The 16,631-nt window shown below is 68.4% G+C and carries 18 protein-coding genes; 6 read left to right on the plus strand and 12 right to left on the minus strand.

Annotation, left to right across the window (positions count from 1 at the left end; all coding sequences use genetic code 11):
- The first annotated feature begins 1 nt into the window (after window position 1).
- The gene (locus tag BJY22_RS03795; RefSeq protein ID WP_167203771.1) at window positions 2-757 is read left to right on the plus strand and encodes a class I SAM-dependent methyltransferase; all 756 of its coding nucleotides are present in this window, start codon (window positions 2-4) and stop codon (window positions 755-757) included.
- Here BJY22_RS03795 and BJY22_RS03800 read toward each other — a convergent pair.
- Window positions 752-1,585 (minus strand): nitroreductase/quinone reductase family protein, encoded by an 834-nt coding sequence (locus BJY22_RS03800; RefSeq protein ID WP_202891594.1) that lies wholly within the window; start codon window positions 1,583-1,585, stop codon window positions 752-754. The two genes, BJY22_RS03795 and BJY22_RS03800, sit on opposite strands and share 6 nt — an antisense overlap.
- 148 nt (window positions 1,586-1,733) lie before the next feature.
- On the opposite strand from BJY22_RS03800, the gene BJY22_RS03805 reads away from it, so the two are divergent.
- Entirely contained in the window at window positions 1,734-2,270 is a 537-nt protein-coding gene (locus BJY22_RS03805) for a TetR/AcrR family transcriptional regulator (RefSeq protein WP_337758136.1), read from the plus strand.
- Here the strand turns inward: BJY22_RS03805 and BJY22_RS03810 are convergent.
- The 8 genes from BJY22_RS03810 to BJY22_RS03845 all read right to left on the minus strand — a co-directional run bounded on the left by BJY22_RS03810 (window position 2,263) and on the right by BJY22_RS03845 (window position 9,586).
- Entirely contained in the window at window positions 2,263-2,829 is a 567-nt protein-coding gene (locus tag BJY22_RS03810; RefSeq protein ID WP_167203773.1) for a hypothetical protein, read from the minus strand. The genes BJY22_RS03805 and BJY22_RS03810 overlap by 8 nt on opposite strands.
- A gap of 327 nt (window positions 2,830-3,156) precedes the next feature.
- Window positions 3,157-4,068, minus strand: a complete 912-nt coding sequence (locus tag BJY22_RS03815; protein ID WP_167203774.1) for a carbohydrate ABC transporter permease — start codon at window positions 4,066-4,068, stop codon at window positions 3,157-3,159.
- Complete coding sequence (locus BJY22_RS03820) at window positions 4,061-4,999, minus strand: carbohydrate ABC transporter permease (protein WP_167203775.1); 939 nt, start codon at window positions 4,997-4,999, stop codon at window positions 4,061-4,063. The genes BJY22_RS03815 and BJY22_RS03820 overlap by 8 nt, the downstream gene beginning before the upstream one ends.
- Entirely contained in the window at window positions 4,996-6,279 is a 1,284-nt protein-coding gene (locus BJY22_RS03825; protein WP_337758137.1) for an extracellular solute-binding protein, read from the minus strand. Before BJY22_RS03825 ends, BJY22_RS03820 begins: the two co-directional genes overlap by 4 nt.
- A gap of 137 nt (window positions 6,280-6,416) precedes the next feature.
- Window positions 6,417-7,550: a hypothetical protein gene (locus tag BJY22_RS03830; protein WP_167203776.1), complete on the minus strand. Its 1,134-nt coding sequence runs from the start codon at window positions 7,548-7,550 to the stop codon at window positions 6,417-6,419.
- A complete protein-coding gene (locus BJY22_RS03835; protein WP_167203777.1) occupies window positions 7,550-7,957 on the minus strand; it encodes a protein kinase family protein in 408 nt (135 codons plus the stop codon). The genes BJY22_RS03830 and BJY22_RS03835 overlap by 1 nt, the downstream gene beginning before the upstream one ends.
- 102 nt (window positions 7,958-8,059) lie before the next feature.
- Window positions 8,060-8,494: a hypothetical protein gene (locus tag BJY22_RS03840; RefSeq protein ID WP_167203778.1), complete on the minus strand. Its 435-nt coding sequence runs from the start codon at window positions 8,492-8,494 to the stop codon at window positions 8,060-8,062.
- 36 nt (window positions 8,495-8,530) lie between these two features.
- A complete protein-coding gene (locus BJY22_RS03845) occupies window positions 8,531-9,586 on the minus strand; it encodes a LacI family DNA-binding transcriptional regulator (RefSeq protein ID WP_167203779.1) in 1,056 nt (351 codons plus the stop codon).
- Between the two features lie 76 nt (window positions 9,587-9,662).
- Here BJY22_RS03845 and BJY22_RS03850 point away from each other — a divergent pair, with 76 nt between their 5' ends.
- From BJY22_RS03850 to BJY22_RS03860, 3 genes are all read left to right on the plus strand, one after another.
- Window positions 9,663-10,283, plus strand: coding sequence for a DUF624 domain-containing protein (locus BJY22_RS03850; RefSeq protein WP_167203780.1), 621 nt, complete (start codon window positions 9,663-9,665; stop codon window positions 10,281-10,283).
- A 60-nt stretch (window positions 10,284-10,343) separates the two neighbouring features.
- Window positions 10,344-11,831, plus strand: a complete 1,488-nt coding sequence (locus BJY22_RS03855; RefSeq protein WP_167203781.1) for a DHA2 family efflux MFS transporter permease subunit — start codon at window positions 10,344-10,346, stop codon at window positions 11,829-11,831.
- Between the two features lie 165 nt (window positions 11,832-11,996).
- Window positions 11,997-14,474 (plus strand): Tex family protein, encoded by a 2,478-nt coding sequence (locus BJY22_RS03860; RefSeq protein ID WP_337758139.1) that lies wholly within the window; start codon window positions 11,997-11,999, stop codon window positions 14,472-14,474.
- Between the two features lie 146 nt (window positions 14,475-14,620).
- Here BJY22_RS03860 and BJY22_RS03865 read toward each other — a convergent pair whose 3' ends face one another.
- A complete protein-coding gene (locus BJY22_RS03865) occupies window positions 14,621-14,824 on the minus strand; it encodes a heavy-metal-associated domain-containing protein (protein WP_167203782.1) in 204 nt (67 codons plus the stop codon).
- Complete coding sequence (locus BJY22_RS03870; protein ID WP_167203783.1) at window positions 14,821-15,201, minus strand: nuclear transport factor 2 family protein; 381 nt, start codon at window positions 15,199-15,201, stop codon at window positions 14,821-14,823. The genes BJY22_RS03865 and BJY22_RS03870 overlap by 4 nt, the downstream gene beginning before the upstream one ends.
- A gap of 37 nt (window positions 15,202-15,238) precedes the next feature.
- On the opposite strand from BJY22_RS03870, the gene BJY22_RS03875 reads away from it, so the two are divergent.
- On the plus strand, window positions 15,239-15,814 hold the full coding sequence (locus tag BJY22_RS03875; protein WP_337758140.1) for a TetR/AcrR family transcriptional regulator: 576 nt from the start codon (window positions 15,239-15,241) through the stop codon (window positions 15,812-15,814).
- A gap of 24 nt (window positions 15,815-15,838) precedes the next feature.
- Here the strand turns inward: BJY22_RS03875 and BJY22_RS03880 are convergent, their stop codons facing one another.
- Window positions 15,839-16,615, minus strand: a complete 777-nt coding sequence (locus BJY22_RS03880) for a GNAT family N-acetyltransferase (RefSeq protein WP_167203785.1) — start codon at window positions 16,613-16,615, stop codon at window positions 15,839-15,841.
- Window positions 16,616-16,631 lie beyond the last annotated feature (16 nt).

Below are 16,631 nucleotides of genomic sequence, written 5' to 3' on the forward strand. Positions count from 1 at the left end.
TATGGACCAGGTGGTGGCGGGTAATCGGGCGGTGTGGGAACAGGCTTCAACGAAGCACGTGCGGGAGTACGACGAGTTGCTCGAGGAGGCTCAGGGTGACGGGGTCCTGTTCCCGCGGGAGAAGGAACTGCTGGCGCCTGTGCTGGCGAAGCAGCCGTTAGTAGTGCACTTCCAGAGCGGGCACGGGCTGGATGACGTCGCCCTGGTGAAGGCAGGTGCTCGCCGCGTCGTGAGCGTGGACTACAGCTCAGTGGCGGCTGGTGCAGCACAGAGACGGGCTCGCGAGCTGGATGTGGATTGCCGGTACGTCGTGGCGGAAGTGCCCGGCGTACCGGTCCGGGACGCGTCAGCGGACCTCGTGTACACCGGCAAGGGCGCACTGATCTGGATGCGCGACATCGACGCGTGGGCGCAGGATGTGGCACGGGTGGTGCGACCGGGTGGGCACCTGTTCGTGTACGAGTCCCACCCGGCCGTACCGCTGTGGAGCTGGGACCAGGACGAACCACGTATCCGCCCGGACCGCAGCTACTTCGCCAAGTCACACATCAACGACACGTTCCCCGCCAACGGCGCGCAGGAGTGGCAGTGGACGCTCGGCCAGGTCGTCACCGCGATCAGCAACGCCGGCCTCCAGCTACAGGTCCTGGAGGAGTACCCAGAACCGTTCTGGCGCCCGCAGGACGACACCAGCGCGGCAGCATGGTCCGGCCGACTCCCGAACTCCTACGCGCTACTGGCGCAGAGGCCCCTATAGATAAGGCAGGAGCGCCTCCTCCTCGCGGTCCAGGTGGGCGTTGAGCTGAGCGATCAGCTCGTCCACCTGGTCGAGTAGGTCAGTACTGACGAGCTTCTCCAGTTCAGCGAGCAGTACTGCGATCTGGTCGTGCTCTGCCTGCAGTACTGCGATCACGTCGGCCAGCTCGGGGTGCTGTGCGAGCAGCGCCGGGAAGAGGCCGGTTGACTCGCCGGTGTGGTGGTAGTGGAGGCCCTGGCAGACCGTCAGGCAGTTGATGCGGAGCTGGGCGCCCAGGGTGCCCGACGTCGCCACCTCGTGCCGAATCAACGACAGCTCGCGACGGAACGCCGCGTGGATGGTCTTCAAGGCCTCGGCGAAGCCACGCTCCGCGCCGGGCGGTGGCCCTGGTTGCTGGACCAATGCGACGACCGGGAGGGCCCGAGTGGTGCGCTGCTGGTAGTCCCCCCACCCGGGGTCGGCCTCGACGAGTCGCGCGAACACCTCGTCGCGCTCGGCGCCCCGCAGTACGACGGCCTTCGCCGGATAGCTGAACAGGCCCAGGTCGACGTTGACCTCAGGGTTCGCGAGCAGGTTGTGGTACCAGGCGGGATGCTTCGGCGAACCGCCGGCCGAGCCGACGACCAGCACGCGGTCGCCGTCCGGGTAGTAGCCGAGGATCGCCGTGCGCGGTTGCCCGGTCCGCGCGCCGGTGGTTGTCAGGAGCAACAACCGTGAGTTCTCGAAAGCCCCGCCGACGTGGCCGGCGTTCGCCGTGAACTCGTCGATGAGTTGTGCGGTGAAATCGTTCAGGATTCGCTTCTCTCTGGTCTCGTGAAAGGAATGCAGACGGTGAGAGAAGCGGGCGGCGGGGCCCGCGCGGCGCTCAGAACGCAGCCGGGGACCCAACTCGTGAATGGCTAGAAGCCGACCCGGCAGTCACGTCGGCGATCGTACCCGCGCCGACAGGTCAACTCACACAGGAGACAATGTCTACGTGTCGCTGCCCGATCGCCTCGTCCAGGCCGGGGTCGAACTCCTCGAGGAGGACGGCCTCGCCGAGCTCACCCTGCGCGCGATCGCCCGCCGTACCGGCGTCTCGCACGGCGCGCCGCGGCGCTACTTCCCTACGCACAACGCCCTGCTGGCCGCGATCGCCGCGACCGGGCTGACCGACCTGGCCGACCGCCTCACAGCGAAGTCCGAGGGATCGCCCGAGGAGCAGCTGGTCGAGGCCGCGCACCGCTACCTGCGGTTCGCGGCCGAGCGCCCCGGCATGTTCGACCTGATCTTCCGCCACGACCTCCTGGCCGGCGCCGGCGGCAACCTGCGCGCGACGTCACTCCCGCTGTTCGCCACCTTCGTCGACCTGGTCGCCCAACTCCACCCGACCGATGCCGAACTCCGCGCCACCGCCCTGTGGACAAACCTCCACGGCCTGGCCACCCTCCGCGCGACGAACGCCCTGGAGCTCCTCGGTACGACGGATCTCGAGCCCATCCTCCGGTACGTCGTCCGAGCACATCTCACGTAGCCCGCAAAGCGTCGTACACATCCCGCACGAAGAACGCGTCGGCCATCGCGTCATGAATCGCATACGCCGACTGGTCGACCCCGACAAGCGCAGCCATCTCCCCCACGTCCGCGGTCGGTGGCAGATTCGTGCGCCCCAACAACTGGCTGATCACGCAGACGAGCCGGAAGTCCCACGGTACGTCGGCCGCGTCGGACGGCACGAGGCCGTTGACATGCATCAGGTGCAGCACGTCAACCGCGTCCATCCACGGCGCAGCGCCGATCCACAACGGCTGATCGGAGGTCAGCTCGACCATCAGCTCGGCGGCCTCACGGCCGGTGCACACGTTGTCCACAGAACCGGCGAGCGACGGATGCCGACGGAACCGGCTGATCTCCAACGCCTGCTCGGTCGCGACGGAGAGGTCCAGCTCCTCCACGGTGATGAATCGGTTGTACGGCGTCTCCCGGCCGTCGTCCTCCCGCCGGATCACCGCCAGCTGCCAGATCTGCCGTCCACCCGGCAACCACGGTTCGCGGACGCTCGTGGTTTCCAGGTCTACGAAGAGAATCGGCATCGTCCAAGTCTGGCGACGATCAACCGAGAACGACATCCGGCTCGGCGTGTACGGGTATCGGTGGAATTTGCTCACCCACCGTCGCCGCCTGCGCGCGATACGTCGTACTTCCGGCCGATCGCGGGAAATCCTGTCAGGCCGTCGCGAAATAACCTCACGATTGCTGTAACGAGGGCCACACACCGCCGATAAACGGGTGAGCGACCCAGCAGGGGGGACCTAGTGGGAAGCTCCGGTGTTTCTTCGGGACCACCGCATGTGGAGGGGGCCTCGCAGGTGCTCACCCGGGGCGGGGTGAGCACCTGTTCGAGGATTCGGCCCCGATCGTCAGCCCTTGATGCCCACGTTCGCCATTCCTTCGACGAACCTCTTCTGGGCGAACACGAACAGCACGATCATCGGCAGCGTCGCCAGCGCCGTACCGGCCATCAGGTACGGCCACTGGATCTCCGCCGGGTTCTGGGAGAAGATCGCCAGCCCGAGCTGCAGCGGCCGCATGTCGTCCGACGTGGTGATCATCAGCGGCCAGAGGAATCCGTTCCAGGCGGCCTCGATCTGGAACACCGCGATCGTGATCAGCGCCGGCTTGATCAGCGGCGTCATGATCCGCCAGAAGATGCCGAACTCGCCGAGCCCGTCCACCCGGGCGGCCTGCGCCAGCTGGTCCGGCAGCGAGACGTAGAACTGCCGCGCCAGGAACGTGAACAGCGGTGCCGCGCCGAGCGGGATGATCAGGCCCCACCACGAGTTCAGCCAGCCGATCCCGCCCTGGCCGAGGATGTTGTTGCCGCCGAACAGCGGGATCGACTTCACGATCAGGAACAACGGCACCAGGATGATCTGGAACGGCACGAGCAGCAGCACGATGAAGTAGTTCAGCAGGGCCTTCCCGCCGCGCAACGGCAGCTTCGCCAGCGCGTACCCGGCCGTCGTGCAGACCGCCAGCGTGAACAGGGTCTCGCCGACCGCGATGAACAGGCTGTTCCGGAAGTACGTCAGGAACGGCGCGGTCTGCATCGCCTCGACGAAGTTCCGCCAGCGCAGCTCCGAGGGCAGCCAGCTGAACTTCGCGATCTCCAGATTGCTCTTGAACGCGGTCAGCAGCATCCAGACGAACGGCGTGATCATCAGGATCGCGCCGACGGTGAGGACGACGTACAGCAGGATCCGGCCGGGCCGCAGTACCGACGGCTTCGCGGCGGTCGCGGCGGTCGCGGCGGGCAGGGTTGCGCTAGTCATTGGCATCCGCCTTCTGGAGCAGGCGTCCGACGGCGATGAAGGCCGCGATCACGATCATCATGATCACCGTCTCCGCGGACGCGTAGCCGAGTTTCAGGTCCTGGAACGCGTTCTGGTAGATGTCCATCACCAGCACCCGGGTCTCCGAACCCGGTCCGCCCTGCGTCATCACGTACACGAGGTCGAACACCTGGAACGTGCCGACGATCGACGTGATCAGGACGAAGAACTGGACCGGGCCGATCGCCGGCCAGGTGACGTTGGCGAACCGCTGCCAGCGGCCCGCGCCGTCCAGCTGGGCCGACTCGATCAGGTCCCGGGAGACGCCTTGGAGCGCGGCCAGGTAGATGATGATCTTCGTGCCGAGCCCCTGCCAGATGCCGACCACCATCAGCGACGGCAGCGCGGTCGCGGGGTCGGCGAGCCAGCGGTTCGGGGCGAAGCCGAACAGGCTCAGGAACCCGTTCGCCAGGCCGGAGCCCGGGTTGTAGATCCACAGCCAGATCGTCGCCACCGCCACCGTCGCGGTCACGGTCGGGATGTAGTACGCCGTACGGAAGAAGCCCAGACCGCGGATCTTCTGGTTCAGCCCGATCGCGACCGCGAGCGAGATCGCCATCGAGATCGGGATCACCACGATCGCGTACAGCACGGTGTGCCACAGCGACGCCAGGAAGTCGACGTCGCGGAACAGGTCGGCGTAGTTGCCGAACCCGACCCACGCCCAGGTGTCGCCGAAGCTGTAGTCGGTCAGGCTGAGGACGAGTACGGCGATCACCGGGATGACGATGAACACGCCGGAGTGCAGCAGCGCGGGCGTGAGCAGGGCCCAGCCGGCCCGGGCCTGACCGCGGACCAGCGCCCGGCTGTCCTTGGACGGGGCCACCTTGCGGGGCGTGGCGACCGCGGGACGTTCCAGAGTTGTGCTCATCGTGACTGTCCTGCCAGGTTGTGCAGCACCTTGGCGGGATCCTTCTGTCCGAGGACCGCCTGGGTGAGCTGGATGTCGAAGTTGCCGCGCATCTCGAGCCAGTTGGATGGCACTTCGTTCTCGTTGACCGCGTACACCAGGCCGTCGGCGACGAACTGACTGAGCGGGTTGGACTTCGCCTGCGGCGAGTTGCTGGCGTCCTTGTAGGCCGGGACCTTCTTGTTCAGCTTGGCGATCGCGTCCAGGGTCGTTGGCTTCGTCAACGTCTCGATGAACGCCCAGGCCGCGTCCTTGTGCCGGCTGCGCGATCCGATCGAGGCCAGGTCGCCGCCGACGTACTCGATCTCCTTGCCGCTGTTGAACCGGAAGAACTTCAGGTCGTCACAGTTCTTCTGGCCGATACCGTCGGCGGAGCAGTCCACGCCGCCGTTCACGATGCCCATCGCGGCCTCGCCGGTGAGCACCAGCGGCTGCTGCGCCGCGTTCGTCTGGCCGTACGGCTGGACGTTGTTGATCATCGACTTGATCCAGAGCAGCGTCTCCAGGCCCTTCTCGTTGTCGAAGTTCGGCTCGCCGCCGACGTACAGCGGCGTACCGGTGGAGGCCAGGAACGTCGTGAACGACTGCCGGAAGCCGGTCGCCGACGCGAGATCGAACCCGCTGCGGGTGATGTTGCCGTCCTTGTCCCGCTTGGTGAGCTTCTCGGCGGCGGTCTTGATCTCCGCCAGCGAGGCCGGCGGCTTGTCCGGGTCGAGCCCGGCCTCGCGGAACGCGCTCTTGCGCAGCGCGACGGCGCGGGCGTCGGCGATCAGCGGGTACGCGTACAGCTTGCCGTCGTACGACGCCGCCGGGATCAGCGCCGCGGTGCTCTTCTCCTTGATCACGTCCGGCGTCACGCCGTACTTGCCGAGGTCCTCGAAGATCCGCTTCGACGCGAACGGCTGCACCCAGCCGACGCCGGTGACCATCACGTCGTACGGGATGCCGGCCGCGATCGAGGTGGACATCTTCTCGTTGAGGTTCTTGTACGTCGCGAAGTCCGGTTCGACCTTCATCTTCGGATAGGTCTTGTGGAAGTCGTCGACGACCTTCTGGAACGCCTCCCGGCCCTTGGTACTGGGCGGGAAGGACGGCAGCAGCACCCGCAAGGTACCGGTCGCCTCGGCCGGCGGTACGCCGTCCGTACTCTCCTCGATCACCCCGTTGCCACAACTGCCGACCAGCACGCTGAGCGCGGCTGCCAGCACGGTCAGTCCCACACGATGTCTCACCGGTCTCACAGGGCAACTCCTTCGCTGACTGTTTCAGCCGGGGCTCACGACCCCACCCAAGTGCAGCGAAAGTATGGGAAAGGGCTTTCCTCGTCAATACCTCGCCGCTCGAACGATCACAATCGATCATCCGACACAATGAGCCCTCAACGTTGCGTCTCAGGCCCCTGCCGCTGCTGTGCCGGACCTGTCGCGGTCGTACGTCGGGATCCCTGCTGATCCGCAGCCAGCCGGGTAGCAGACTGCAGCGGCGCGGAGTTACCCAAGCCGACCCGCGCGGCGGCCGCCAGCTCAGGCGGCAGGTCCGGCCTTGCGGGTTCCTCCGGGCCGCTCAGCTGTCCGGGATCGTCAACGCCCTGATGAGCGCCGTTCCCGTTCGCCTGCTCGTTGGCTTGCGTCGTCTCTCGATCTGCCCCGACCCCACGACGCACCTGCTGCTCGGGCCCCGGCATGCCCCACTGCTGCCGAAGATCCTCGACCACGTCGTACGCCGCGGTCGCTGTCCGTCCACCAATGACGGCAGACTGACGCCGTCTTATGGCGTCATCCGAGGACTTGACGTTCTCGAGCTTCGCGAACTCCGGACCCATCGCGGCCTCGATCCGCCGCACTGCCTCAGCCCGCTGCTCGGGCGGCATCAAGCCGGGTAGATCGCTGTTGTCGTAGATCATCTCAGCGGCAGCCCGAAACTTCTGATCGGCCGTGACGATCGCCATCCGGCGGACGACCTCGTCACTGGTCAGGCCGCCCTGAGAGTTGCGCGCAATCGAGTTGGCCAGAGTCTCGGCCGCGGGCACGTACCGCTTGTACGCCATGGCGGCATCGGCTTGCTTGATACCCGGAGCGATCTCTTCGAGGCCCAGATCATCGATGTACGCGTTCAGTTGCTGCTGGCTGTAGAGCTCGGTGAAACTTTCTTCGACCTGTTTGACGCCGGGCTTGTTCGCGAAAGCCTGCTGAGCCTGCGCATGCTGGGTGCCCTCCCCGGCGAGCATGTGCGTGTTCTCGTGCAGGACTGTCTTCAGCGCCTCGCGATAGCTCTGAAGAGTTTTCGGGTCCTGGCTGTAGTGCCGTGCATTCTGGAACATTTCCTCGAGCGGTTCGACGACCCGCGCTCGGTTGTACTCGATCGTGTGGTCCCAGCGCGCGACACCGTTGACGTCCCGCTTCGGGTCGGTCTCGGCCAGCTGGCCGTCCCAGGAGGAATGGTGCGCCCCGGAGATCCGGACAGCAGCCCGCGCCTGCTGATCCATCAACTCCCGATAGCTGGTGACCTTCATCAGGCGTCGGGACGCAAGGCCAGGATCAGCATGTAAAGAGACTCGTTCAGAGCGAGGATCGCGGTTCGCTCCGAGGGATCGGCCGTCTGGGCGATTCGCGAGATTTCGGCCATGCCTGCCTCCGCGCGGGCAATGCGCTCCTCGTCGGTGCCGCCATCCGCACTGGCGAGTGCGTGTGCGCGCTCTGCCTCCGCCATCGCAGGCGAGGCCGCCGGCTGTTCGTCGTACCCGAGGATGTCATCGAGCATGGCGATGCCGTTGCCGGCTCTCCGGCGATCGGCGACATCGGCCAGGCCGCCGGCCAGAACGCGCAAACGCTCGATCTCGCGGGCGAGCGCGTCCGTGGGCAACTCGTCCGCGATACCCAGAACCCGCCGGTACTCCGCGTCGAAGTCGTCGTAGTTCATGTCCCCGTCTCCAACAGTTGGTCGAACCTGTGAACCTACCCGTTCAGGTGGGCCGGAGCCGGTGGGTGAGCGTGCCGCAGGATGTGCCCACCCCTTCGTCGGCTACTCCGCGGTTTGGGCAAGATGGTCTGCTGCGACGAGCCGCAGGGCACCTGCCAGCATCCGGAGCGTGTGCTCCATGGATCCGATCGCGGCCTTCTCGTCCGGAGTGGCGTTCTGGATGCGCATCAGAGCCTGGATGCCTTGCTCGGCGCGGGCGAGGCGTTCGGCCGGCGTACCGTCGTTGCGGTCGGCTTCGGCGTATGCCTTGCGGGCTTGCAGGATGTTCTCCGTCGGCGGTTCACCAGGACCCTGGGCGAGAACATACTCGATTCCTGAGACTTCCAGGAGCGCGTCTTCTCGGTCGTCCTCGTCGTCGATCTGGGCAGCCAGCACACGAAGCCGCGCGACATCCGCTGTCAGGTCCCGGCCTCCGCGGCCGTTGAGGATCACCTCTGACACCCGCTTGTACTCGGCCTCGAACTCGGCGTACTCCATCTCGCGTCTCCTGGGGTGCGGTGCAGTCCTCTGAATTTACCTGTCGGGGGCGCCGCAGGAGGTTCGGATTTTGAGGGTGGGGAGGAGGCTCAGGTGCTGGACGGGGGTGTCGGGGAACTGGAGTTTGCGGAGGAGGAGGTCGCAGGCGGTTTCGCCGAGGGCTCGGCGGGGTGGGCAGACGGCGGTGAGAGGGACGACGGCGAGGGAGGCGGTGACGTCGTTGTAGGCGATCACGGCGAGGTCCTCGGGGACGCGGAGGCCCAGCTCCATCGCGCGTTCGACCAGGCTGGCGCCGTGTTCGTCGGAGTGCACCAGGACCGCGCGACTGCCGAAGGACTCGCACTCGGCCAGGAACGCGTCCAGCTGGCCGACCGCGCCCGGGTCGTCGCCGCGCATCGGGAGGTCGACGGGCGACAGGAACACCTCGACGCCGAGCGCCTTCGCCGCGGTCTCGATGCCGCGGCGCAGCCAGTACGCCGTGACGGTCGCCTGCAGGTTGACAGCGATCCGGCGGTGCCCGAGCGCCACGAAGTGCCGTAGCGCCAGCATCGCGCCGTACGCGTGGTCGGTGCGGACGTGGTCGTACTCGCGCGCCATCTGCGGGAAGCCGAACGCCCGCTCCATCAGCACGACCGGTACGTCGATGTCGTCCAGCCGCGAGTCGAACCGGTCCGCGTCGCCATCGCCGAGCGCGGTACTGATCAGCAACCCGGCGACGCCGATGCCGAGGACCTTGTCCAGCCGCTCGCGCTCCGTGGTCACGTCGTACCCGGAGACGCCGAGCACCAGGCGGGCGCCGTACCGGTCGGCCATCGCCTCGGCGCCGCGGATCACGTCGGAGTAGTACGACGCCGCGCTCGGTACGACGATGCCGATCGTCAGGCGGCTGCCGTGGCTCGCCTGATCGGCCGCGGCGGCCCCGATCGCGCCGCCGTGCACCCGGCGGAGCAGGCCGGCGGAGTCCAGTTCGGCCAGGTCCCGGCGTACTGTGATCGCGGAGACGCCCAGCTCGGCGACCAGGTCGGCCACCCGGAGCCGGCCGTGCCGGCGCAGGCTGCGCAGGATCAGCTCGTGGCGCTCCTGTGCAAGCATGCGGCCCCCTGGTCTTCTCGTGATTGTTCGTGATCATACGATCAGGGCCCGCCCGTACGGAACGAGGAGGCGACCGGTGGAGGAGAAGACCGGCCGGACGAACACCGTCCTGACGAAGCTGTCGGTCGTCGGCGACCTGCTGATGCTGCAACTGGTGTTCGTGGTGATCAGCCTGGGAATCCTGACGATCTTCCCGGCCGCGTTCGCGATGCAGCGCGTGGTGCCGGACGCGATCAGCCAGGACAGGCCGAAGCTGATGCGGCGGTTCTTCCGCGAGTTCCGGTGGGCGATGAAGCGGTTCTGGCTGCCCGGGTTCGGGCTGTGGACCGGTGGCCTGATGCTCGCGTTCGGCATTTCCTTCTGGGCGTACGCCGACGGACCGGCGCGGATCTTCGCGCTCGCGGTACTGATCCCGCTCACCGGACTGATCCTCGGGCTCTATCTCAGCGGCCTGGCGATCCTGCCGGACGCGCCGGAGACGGCCACGATGAAGACGCTGTTCCGGTCCGCCAACCTGTTCCTGTTGCGGCGGCCCCTCCCGGTGGCCGGTGGTGTCGTCGTGCTGCTCACCTGGTTCGCGCTGGCGTCACAGGTGCCGACACTGTTCCTTGTCGGCAGCGGACTGGTCCCGGCGCTCACGGCCTACACGCTCGCTCGGCCCCGTCGCGAAAAAACTTCTGAAGATGTGTCAATCTGAGGCCTCCCGGTTCGACGTAGAGGTGTAAGGCCACTACGACGGACTGCAAGGAGAACCAGAATGTACGCGACGACCGAGACCCTGGCGACGACGCCGGCCGCGCAGGGCGGCCGCTCGCGCTGGCTGGCCCTCTACACCCTCTGCGCGGGCATGTTGATGATCGTGCTCGACGTGACCGTGGTGAACGTGGCGCTGCCGGCCATCCAGGACGACCTTGGCTTCACCAACTCCTCGCTCGCCTGGGTGGTGAACGCGTACATGATCGCGTTCGGCGGCCTCCTGCTGCTGGCGGGCCGCCTCGGCGACCTCCTCGGCCGGCGGAACGTCTTCACCGCCGGATTGGTCGTCTTCACCGCCGCCTCGGTGCTGTGCGGCCTGGCCGGCTCGCAGGAGGTGCTGGTCATCGCACGCTTCATCCAGGGCGTGGGCGGCGCGCTGACCTCCGCCGTGATCCTGGGCATGATCGTGACGCTGTTCCCCGAGCCGCGGGAGCAGGCCAAGGCGATCGGCATGTACGCGTTCGTCGCGTCGGCCGGTGGGTCGATCGGCCTGCTGGCCGGCGGCGTCCTGACGCAGGCCATCAACTGGCACTGGATCTTCTTCGTGAACCTGCCCATCGGCGCGGCGACGATCGCACTGGCCGTGAAGCTGATCGAGAAGGACAAGGGCCTGGGGCTCGGCCGCGGCACCGACGTACCGGGTGCTGTGCTGATCACCGCGGCGCTGATGGTCGGCGTGTTCACCATCGTGGAGCCGGCAGCCGAGCTGGGTTGGACCGCACCGCAGACGCTGGTGCTGGCTGCTGTGACGCTGGTACTCCTCGCCGGCTTCATCGCTCGTGAGGCGACCGCCGCGACCCCGCTGGTTCCGCTGCGGATCTTCCGCTCCCGCACACTGACCGGTGCGAACCTGATCCAGGCACTGGCGGCGTCCGGGATGTTCGGCATCTTCTTCCTCGGCTCGCTGTACCTGCAGCGGGTGCTCGGGTACGACGCTCTGGAGATCGGACTGGCCTTCCTCCCGACCACCGCGGTGATGGGGCTGCTGTCGGTGAGGTACTCCGACAAGCTCGTGATGCGCTTCGGCCCGCGGCGCCCGCTCATCGCCGGCCTGTCGCTGATCGTGGTCGGACTGGCGCTGTTCACGCAGGCCCCGGTCGGCGGCAACTACGTCGTCCACGTCCTGCCGGTCCTGGTGCTGCTGGGTCTGGGCGGCGGCGTCTGCTTCCCGGCGCTGATGGGCCTGTCGATGTCGGACGTGAAGCCCGAGGACGCCGGTCTGGCGTCCGGCCTGATCGGCACCATGGGTCAGGTCGGCGCGGCCCTGGGCCTGGCCGTCCTGGCCACCCTCGCCGCGACCCGCACCGCCGCGGTCGCCGACACCAAGCCCGCCCTGGACGCCCTGACCGACGGCTACCACCTGTCCTTCGCGATCGCCGCGGCGATCGTCGCCGCCGCGGTCGCCATCGCCGTCACGGTCATGCGCCCGGCGAAGCAGCAGGCCGAGGTCGAGTCCGGCGAGTCGGACGTCGTTCCCGAGGCCGCCTGACCCGTCACCCCGAGCTCCCCGCGCCGACCCGGCCGCGGGGAGCTCGGCACGTTGTCCACAGGCGGGGGTGGGACGGGTTTCGGGGTGGGGGGTGGGATGGGGAAGGATATGGGGCCTGGCCGGGGCAGAATGCTCGGTGGTTGTCGGGCGTAGAGGGGAACGGACGTGGTGGTGCAGTCGATCGAGCAGCGGATCGCCGAGGAGCTGGAAGTCGGTGAGAACCAAGTGCGGGCAGCGGTGGCGCTGCTGGACGAGGGCTCGACGGTCCCGTTCATCGCGCGGTACCGCAAAGAGGTCACCGGCATGCTGGACGACGCCCAGCTGCGCACGATCGAGGAGCGGTTGCGGTACCTCCGTGAGTTGGAGGAGCGCCGCCAGACCGTGCTCGAGTCGATCGCGAGCCAGGGCAAGCTCGACGACGCGCTGAAGGCCTCGATCCTGGCGGCCGACACGAAGTCGCGCCTCGAGGACATCTACCTCCCGTTCAAGCCGAAGCGCCGTACCAAGGCGATGATCGCCCGCGAGAACGGCCTCGAGCCGCTCGCCGACGGTCTGATGGCGGACCCGGACGTCGAGCCGATCGCCGCCGCCGCGGTGTTCGTGAACGCCGAAGTACCCGACCCGCAGGCCGCCCTCGACGGCGCCCGCGCGATTCTCGTCGAGCGGTTCGCCGAGGACGCCGACCTGATCGGCGAGCTGCGCGAGCGGCTCTGGGAGCAGGGGCGGCTGGCGTCTACCGTCCGCGAGGGCAAGGAGACCGACGGCGCGAAGTTCTCGGACTACTTCGACTTCGACGAGCCGTTCACGAAGATGCCGTCGCACCGGATCCTCGCGCTGTTCCGCGGCGAGAAGGAGGACGTGCTGCAGCTCACCGTCGAGCCGCTGCCCGCGGGCGTGGAGGCGGACGGACCGACGGAGTACGAGACGACCATCGCCCGCAAGGTCGGCGTGGAGAATCTCGGCCGCCCGGCCGACAAGTGGCTGGTCGAGACGGTTCGCTGGGCCTGGCGGACGAAGATCCTGGTGCACCTCGGCATCGACCTGCGGATGCGGCTGCGGCAGGTCGCCGAGGACGAGGCGATCCGGGTGTTCGCGGCCAACCTGCGCGACCTGCTGCTCGCCGCCCCGGCCGGCACCCGGGCGACGATGGGCCTCGACCCGGGCTTCCGGACCGGCGTGAAGGTCGCGGTCGTGGACGCGACCGGCAAGGTCGTCAATACCGGCGTCATCTACCCGCACGTCCCGCAGAACCAGTGGGACAAGTCGATCGCCACGCTGGCCGCGCTGGCGGCCGCGCACAACGTCGAGCTGATTGCCATCGGCAACGGTACGGCGTCCCGCGAGACCGACAAGCTGGCCGGGGAGCTGATCGCCAAGCACCCGGAGCTCAAGCTCACCAAGGCGGTCGTGTCCGAGGCCGGCGCGTCGGTGTACTCCGCGTCGGCGTTCGCGTCGCAGGAGCTGCCCGGGATGGACGTCTCGCTGCGTGGCGCGGTCTCGATCGCGCGCCGCCTGCAGGACCCGCTGGCCGAGCTGGTGAAGATCGACCCGAAGTCGATCGGCGTCGGCCAGTACCAGCACGACCTCCCGGAGAACTCGCTGTCCCGTTCGCTCGACGCGGTCGTCGAGGACTGCGTCAACGCGGTCGGCGTCGACCTGAACACGGCGTCCGCGCCGCTGCTCACCCGGGTCTCCGGCATCACGCCCGGCCTGGCGGACAACATCGTGCAGCACCGCGACGTCCACGGCCCGTTCACGTCGCGGACGGCGCTGCGCGAGGTCGCTCGCCTCGGCCCGAAGGCGTTCGAGCAGGCGGCCGGTTTCCTCCGGATCCCCGACGGCGACGACCCGCTGGACGCGTCGAGTGTGCACCCCGAGGCCTACCCCGTCGTACGGCGGATCCTCGACGCGACCGGCTCCGACGTGAAGTCGCTGATCGGGTCGGCCGAGCTGAAGCGGCTGAAGGCGGCGGACTTCGTCGACGACATGTTCGGTCTGCCGACCGTCACCGACATCCTGGCCGAGCTGGAGAAGCCGGGCCGGGACCCGCGGCCGGCGTTCAAGACCGCGGTGTTCGCCGACGGGGTGGACAAGATCGCGGACCTGAAGCCGGGGATGAAGCTGGAAGGTCAGGTCACGAACGTCGCGGCGTTCGGTGCGTTCATTGACATCGGTGTGCACCAGGACGGTCTGGCGCACGTGTCCGCGCTGTCGAAGAACTTCGTCAAGGACCCGCGCGAGGTGGTCAAGCCGGGCGACATCGTGATGGTGAAGGTGCTCGAGGTCGACATCCCGCGCAACCGGATCTCGCTGACGCTCCGGCTGGACGACGAGGTCGGCTCCGGCGGCCAGGGCGGTCGCGGTGGCCAGGCGCGCGGTCAGGGCGGCCAGCGCGGTGGGCAGCGTCCGGGGCAGGGCGGGTCAGGTCGCGGTCCGGGCGGGCAAGGCGGGCGTGGACCAGGCGGTCAGGGCCGCGGCCAAGGCGGAGGCCAAGGCGGTCAAGGCGGTCAAGGTGGGCAGGGCAGTCAGGGCGGTCGCGGCGGGAACCGCGGCGCGGGCGGCCGCGGCAACCAGACCGAGACCCCGATGGACGAAACCTCCCTCGCCGACGCCTTCCGCAAGGCAGGCTTCACCGTCCGCTGACGATTCCGCCGACGCCGTTCGGCCGACCCAGTCCGCTCACACCGTCCGCTGATCCAGTCCGCTCACACGGTCCGCTGACACGATCCGCCGAGCCGGGCTTCGCGACGCCCGCAGTTCCTTCCGAGCTGCGGGCGTCTTGCGGTGGATCAGGTCTCGGCGAGTTCGTAGCCGGCGGCTTCCACCGCGTTCCGGATCTCGGCCGGCCGGATCGGACGGTCGGCGGTCAGGGTGACGTTGCCGGTCGGGAGGTCCACGGCGACCGACTCGACGCCGGGCAGGCTCTCGAGTTCCTCGGTGACGAAGCCGGCGCAGTGCGCGCAGGTCATCCCGCGGACCTGGAACGTGGTCATGACGCGCTCACGTCGCGCGTCGCCTGCGTCGTACGGCGGATGCGCCCGTCCGGCGCCAGTTCGCCGAACAGGTAGACCTCGGTCGAGATCGTCCGCCCGCGCCGCGTCTCCGCATGGATCGTGAACCGCGCGGCCACCCGGTCGGCGGTGCGGATCGCCTCGTGGACGTCGTACGCGCAGGAGATCACGTTCTTCCGGACCGGGCGGAGGTGGTCGATCAGCCGCTGCCGGTCGAGGGTGACCCCGTCGGCGACCTGCTCGATGTCGGGTGTGTAGTACCGGTCCACGACCGCCGCGGCGTCACCGCCCGCGACGACCTCCCGGGTGAACGACTCGAAGAAGTTCGCGACGAACTCCCGCGCACTTAAATCTGACATGCCGTCAAAGATAAGCCGGACCGCTAACCTTGACAAGGTGTCAGAGAACAAGCCGGTACGCCGACGGCGCCGGGCAGACGCGGACCGCAGCCGTACGGCGATCCTGGCCGCTGCGATCGCCCTGCTGGACGACCGGCCCGACGCGAGCCTGGAACGGATCGCCGAGGCGGCCCACGTCACCCGGCAGACCGTGTACGCCCACTTCTCGTCCCGCGACGCGCTGCTGAACGCGATCCTCGACGAACTCACCGCCGAGACGGTGGCGGCGATCGACGCGCTGGACCTGGATCAAGGACCTGCACTCGACAACGCGCTACGTCTCGTCGACGTGGCGTGGCAGATGTTCGAGCGGCATCCGCTGCTGCTGCACGTCCAGCCGACCGCCACCCAGGACGCACGCCACGACCCCGTGACAGACCGCCTCGAACCCCTGATCCGCCGCGGTCAACGCAGCGGCGAGATCACCCGCGCCCTCCCCGCCCCCTGGCTGGTCACCGCCCTGATCGCCCTCGGCCACGCGGCCGGCGAGTCCGCAGCCGACGGCCGCCTCACCCCCAGAACCGCCAACAAGACCCTCCACACCACCCTCACCCGCCTCCTCCAACCCACCTAACCCTGGGCCAGAGGTACGGCAGGGTCAGCGCAGGTCGGTCAGGTGGCCGCCGGGGTCGCCGAGGTGGACCGCGGTTGCCTTGGGGGCGTAGCCGAGGCGCCGGTAGACCCGGTCTGCTCCGTCGTCGCCCGGTGTCAGCCAGGCGAGCGTGGCCCCGCCCAGCTCGAATGCCTTCAGCGTCGCGTACGCCGTCGCGATTCCGCCGTACCCGCGCCGCCGATGACTGTGGAGCGTCCCGACCCCCGCGACCTCGGACACCGCGTCGGCCACCGCGGTCCACGCAGCGGTCGCCACCGGTACGTCGTCGGCGTACACCAGGACCGCTCCGCCGTCGACGGGGTTGGGCTTGAAGTCGAACCCGGCGCCGTCCATCTCGTACGCCTCCGCCGACACCGCGTTGACGGCCTTCTGGTCGTCGTCGGATGCCACGACCTTCACCGTCACGCCCTCGGGCAGCTCAGGCATGAGCAAGTCGTCCGGCTCGACCACGAGCAACGGCAGGCGGGACACGATCGTCATTCCGTTGGCCGCGAGCGCCTCGGCCAGACCGGGGTTCGCCTCGTCGACGAGCTCGGCACTCAGCCACCGCCCTTCGGCGGCGAACGCCTGGCGGATGATCGCGAGGGACGGCGGGACTTCATCCGGTATGAACGCGCGGCCCGGTTCGGCGGCGACCATCGTCGACAGGTACCAGTCGTCGCGGTCGTGCAGCATGCCCACCAGCGGTTCCGCCACGATCTGCCGCCGCGACCGCGCCAGCCCTTCCACCTGCGCCCGCGCGATCCGCGCCCCGATCTCCATGCCGCGGACCCTACGC

It is taken from the genome of Kribbella shirazensis, assembly GCF_011761605.1.
GTDB classification, from domain to species: Bacteria; Actinomycetota; Actinomycetes; order Propionibacteriales; family Kribbellaceae; genus Kribbella; species Kribbella shirazensis.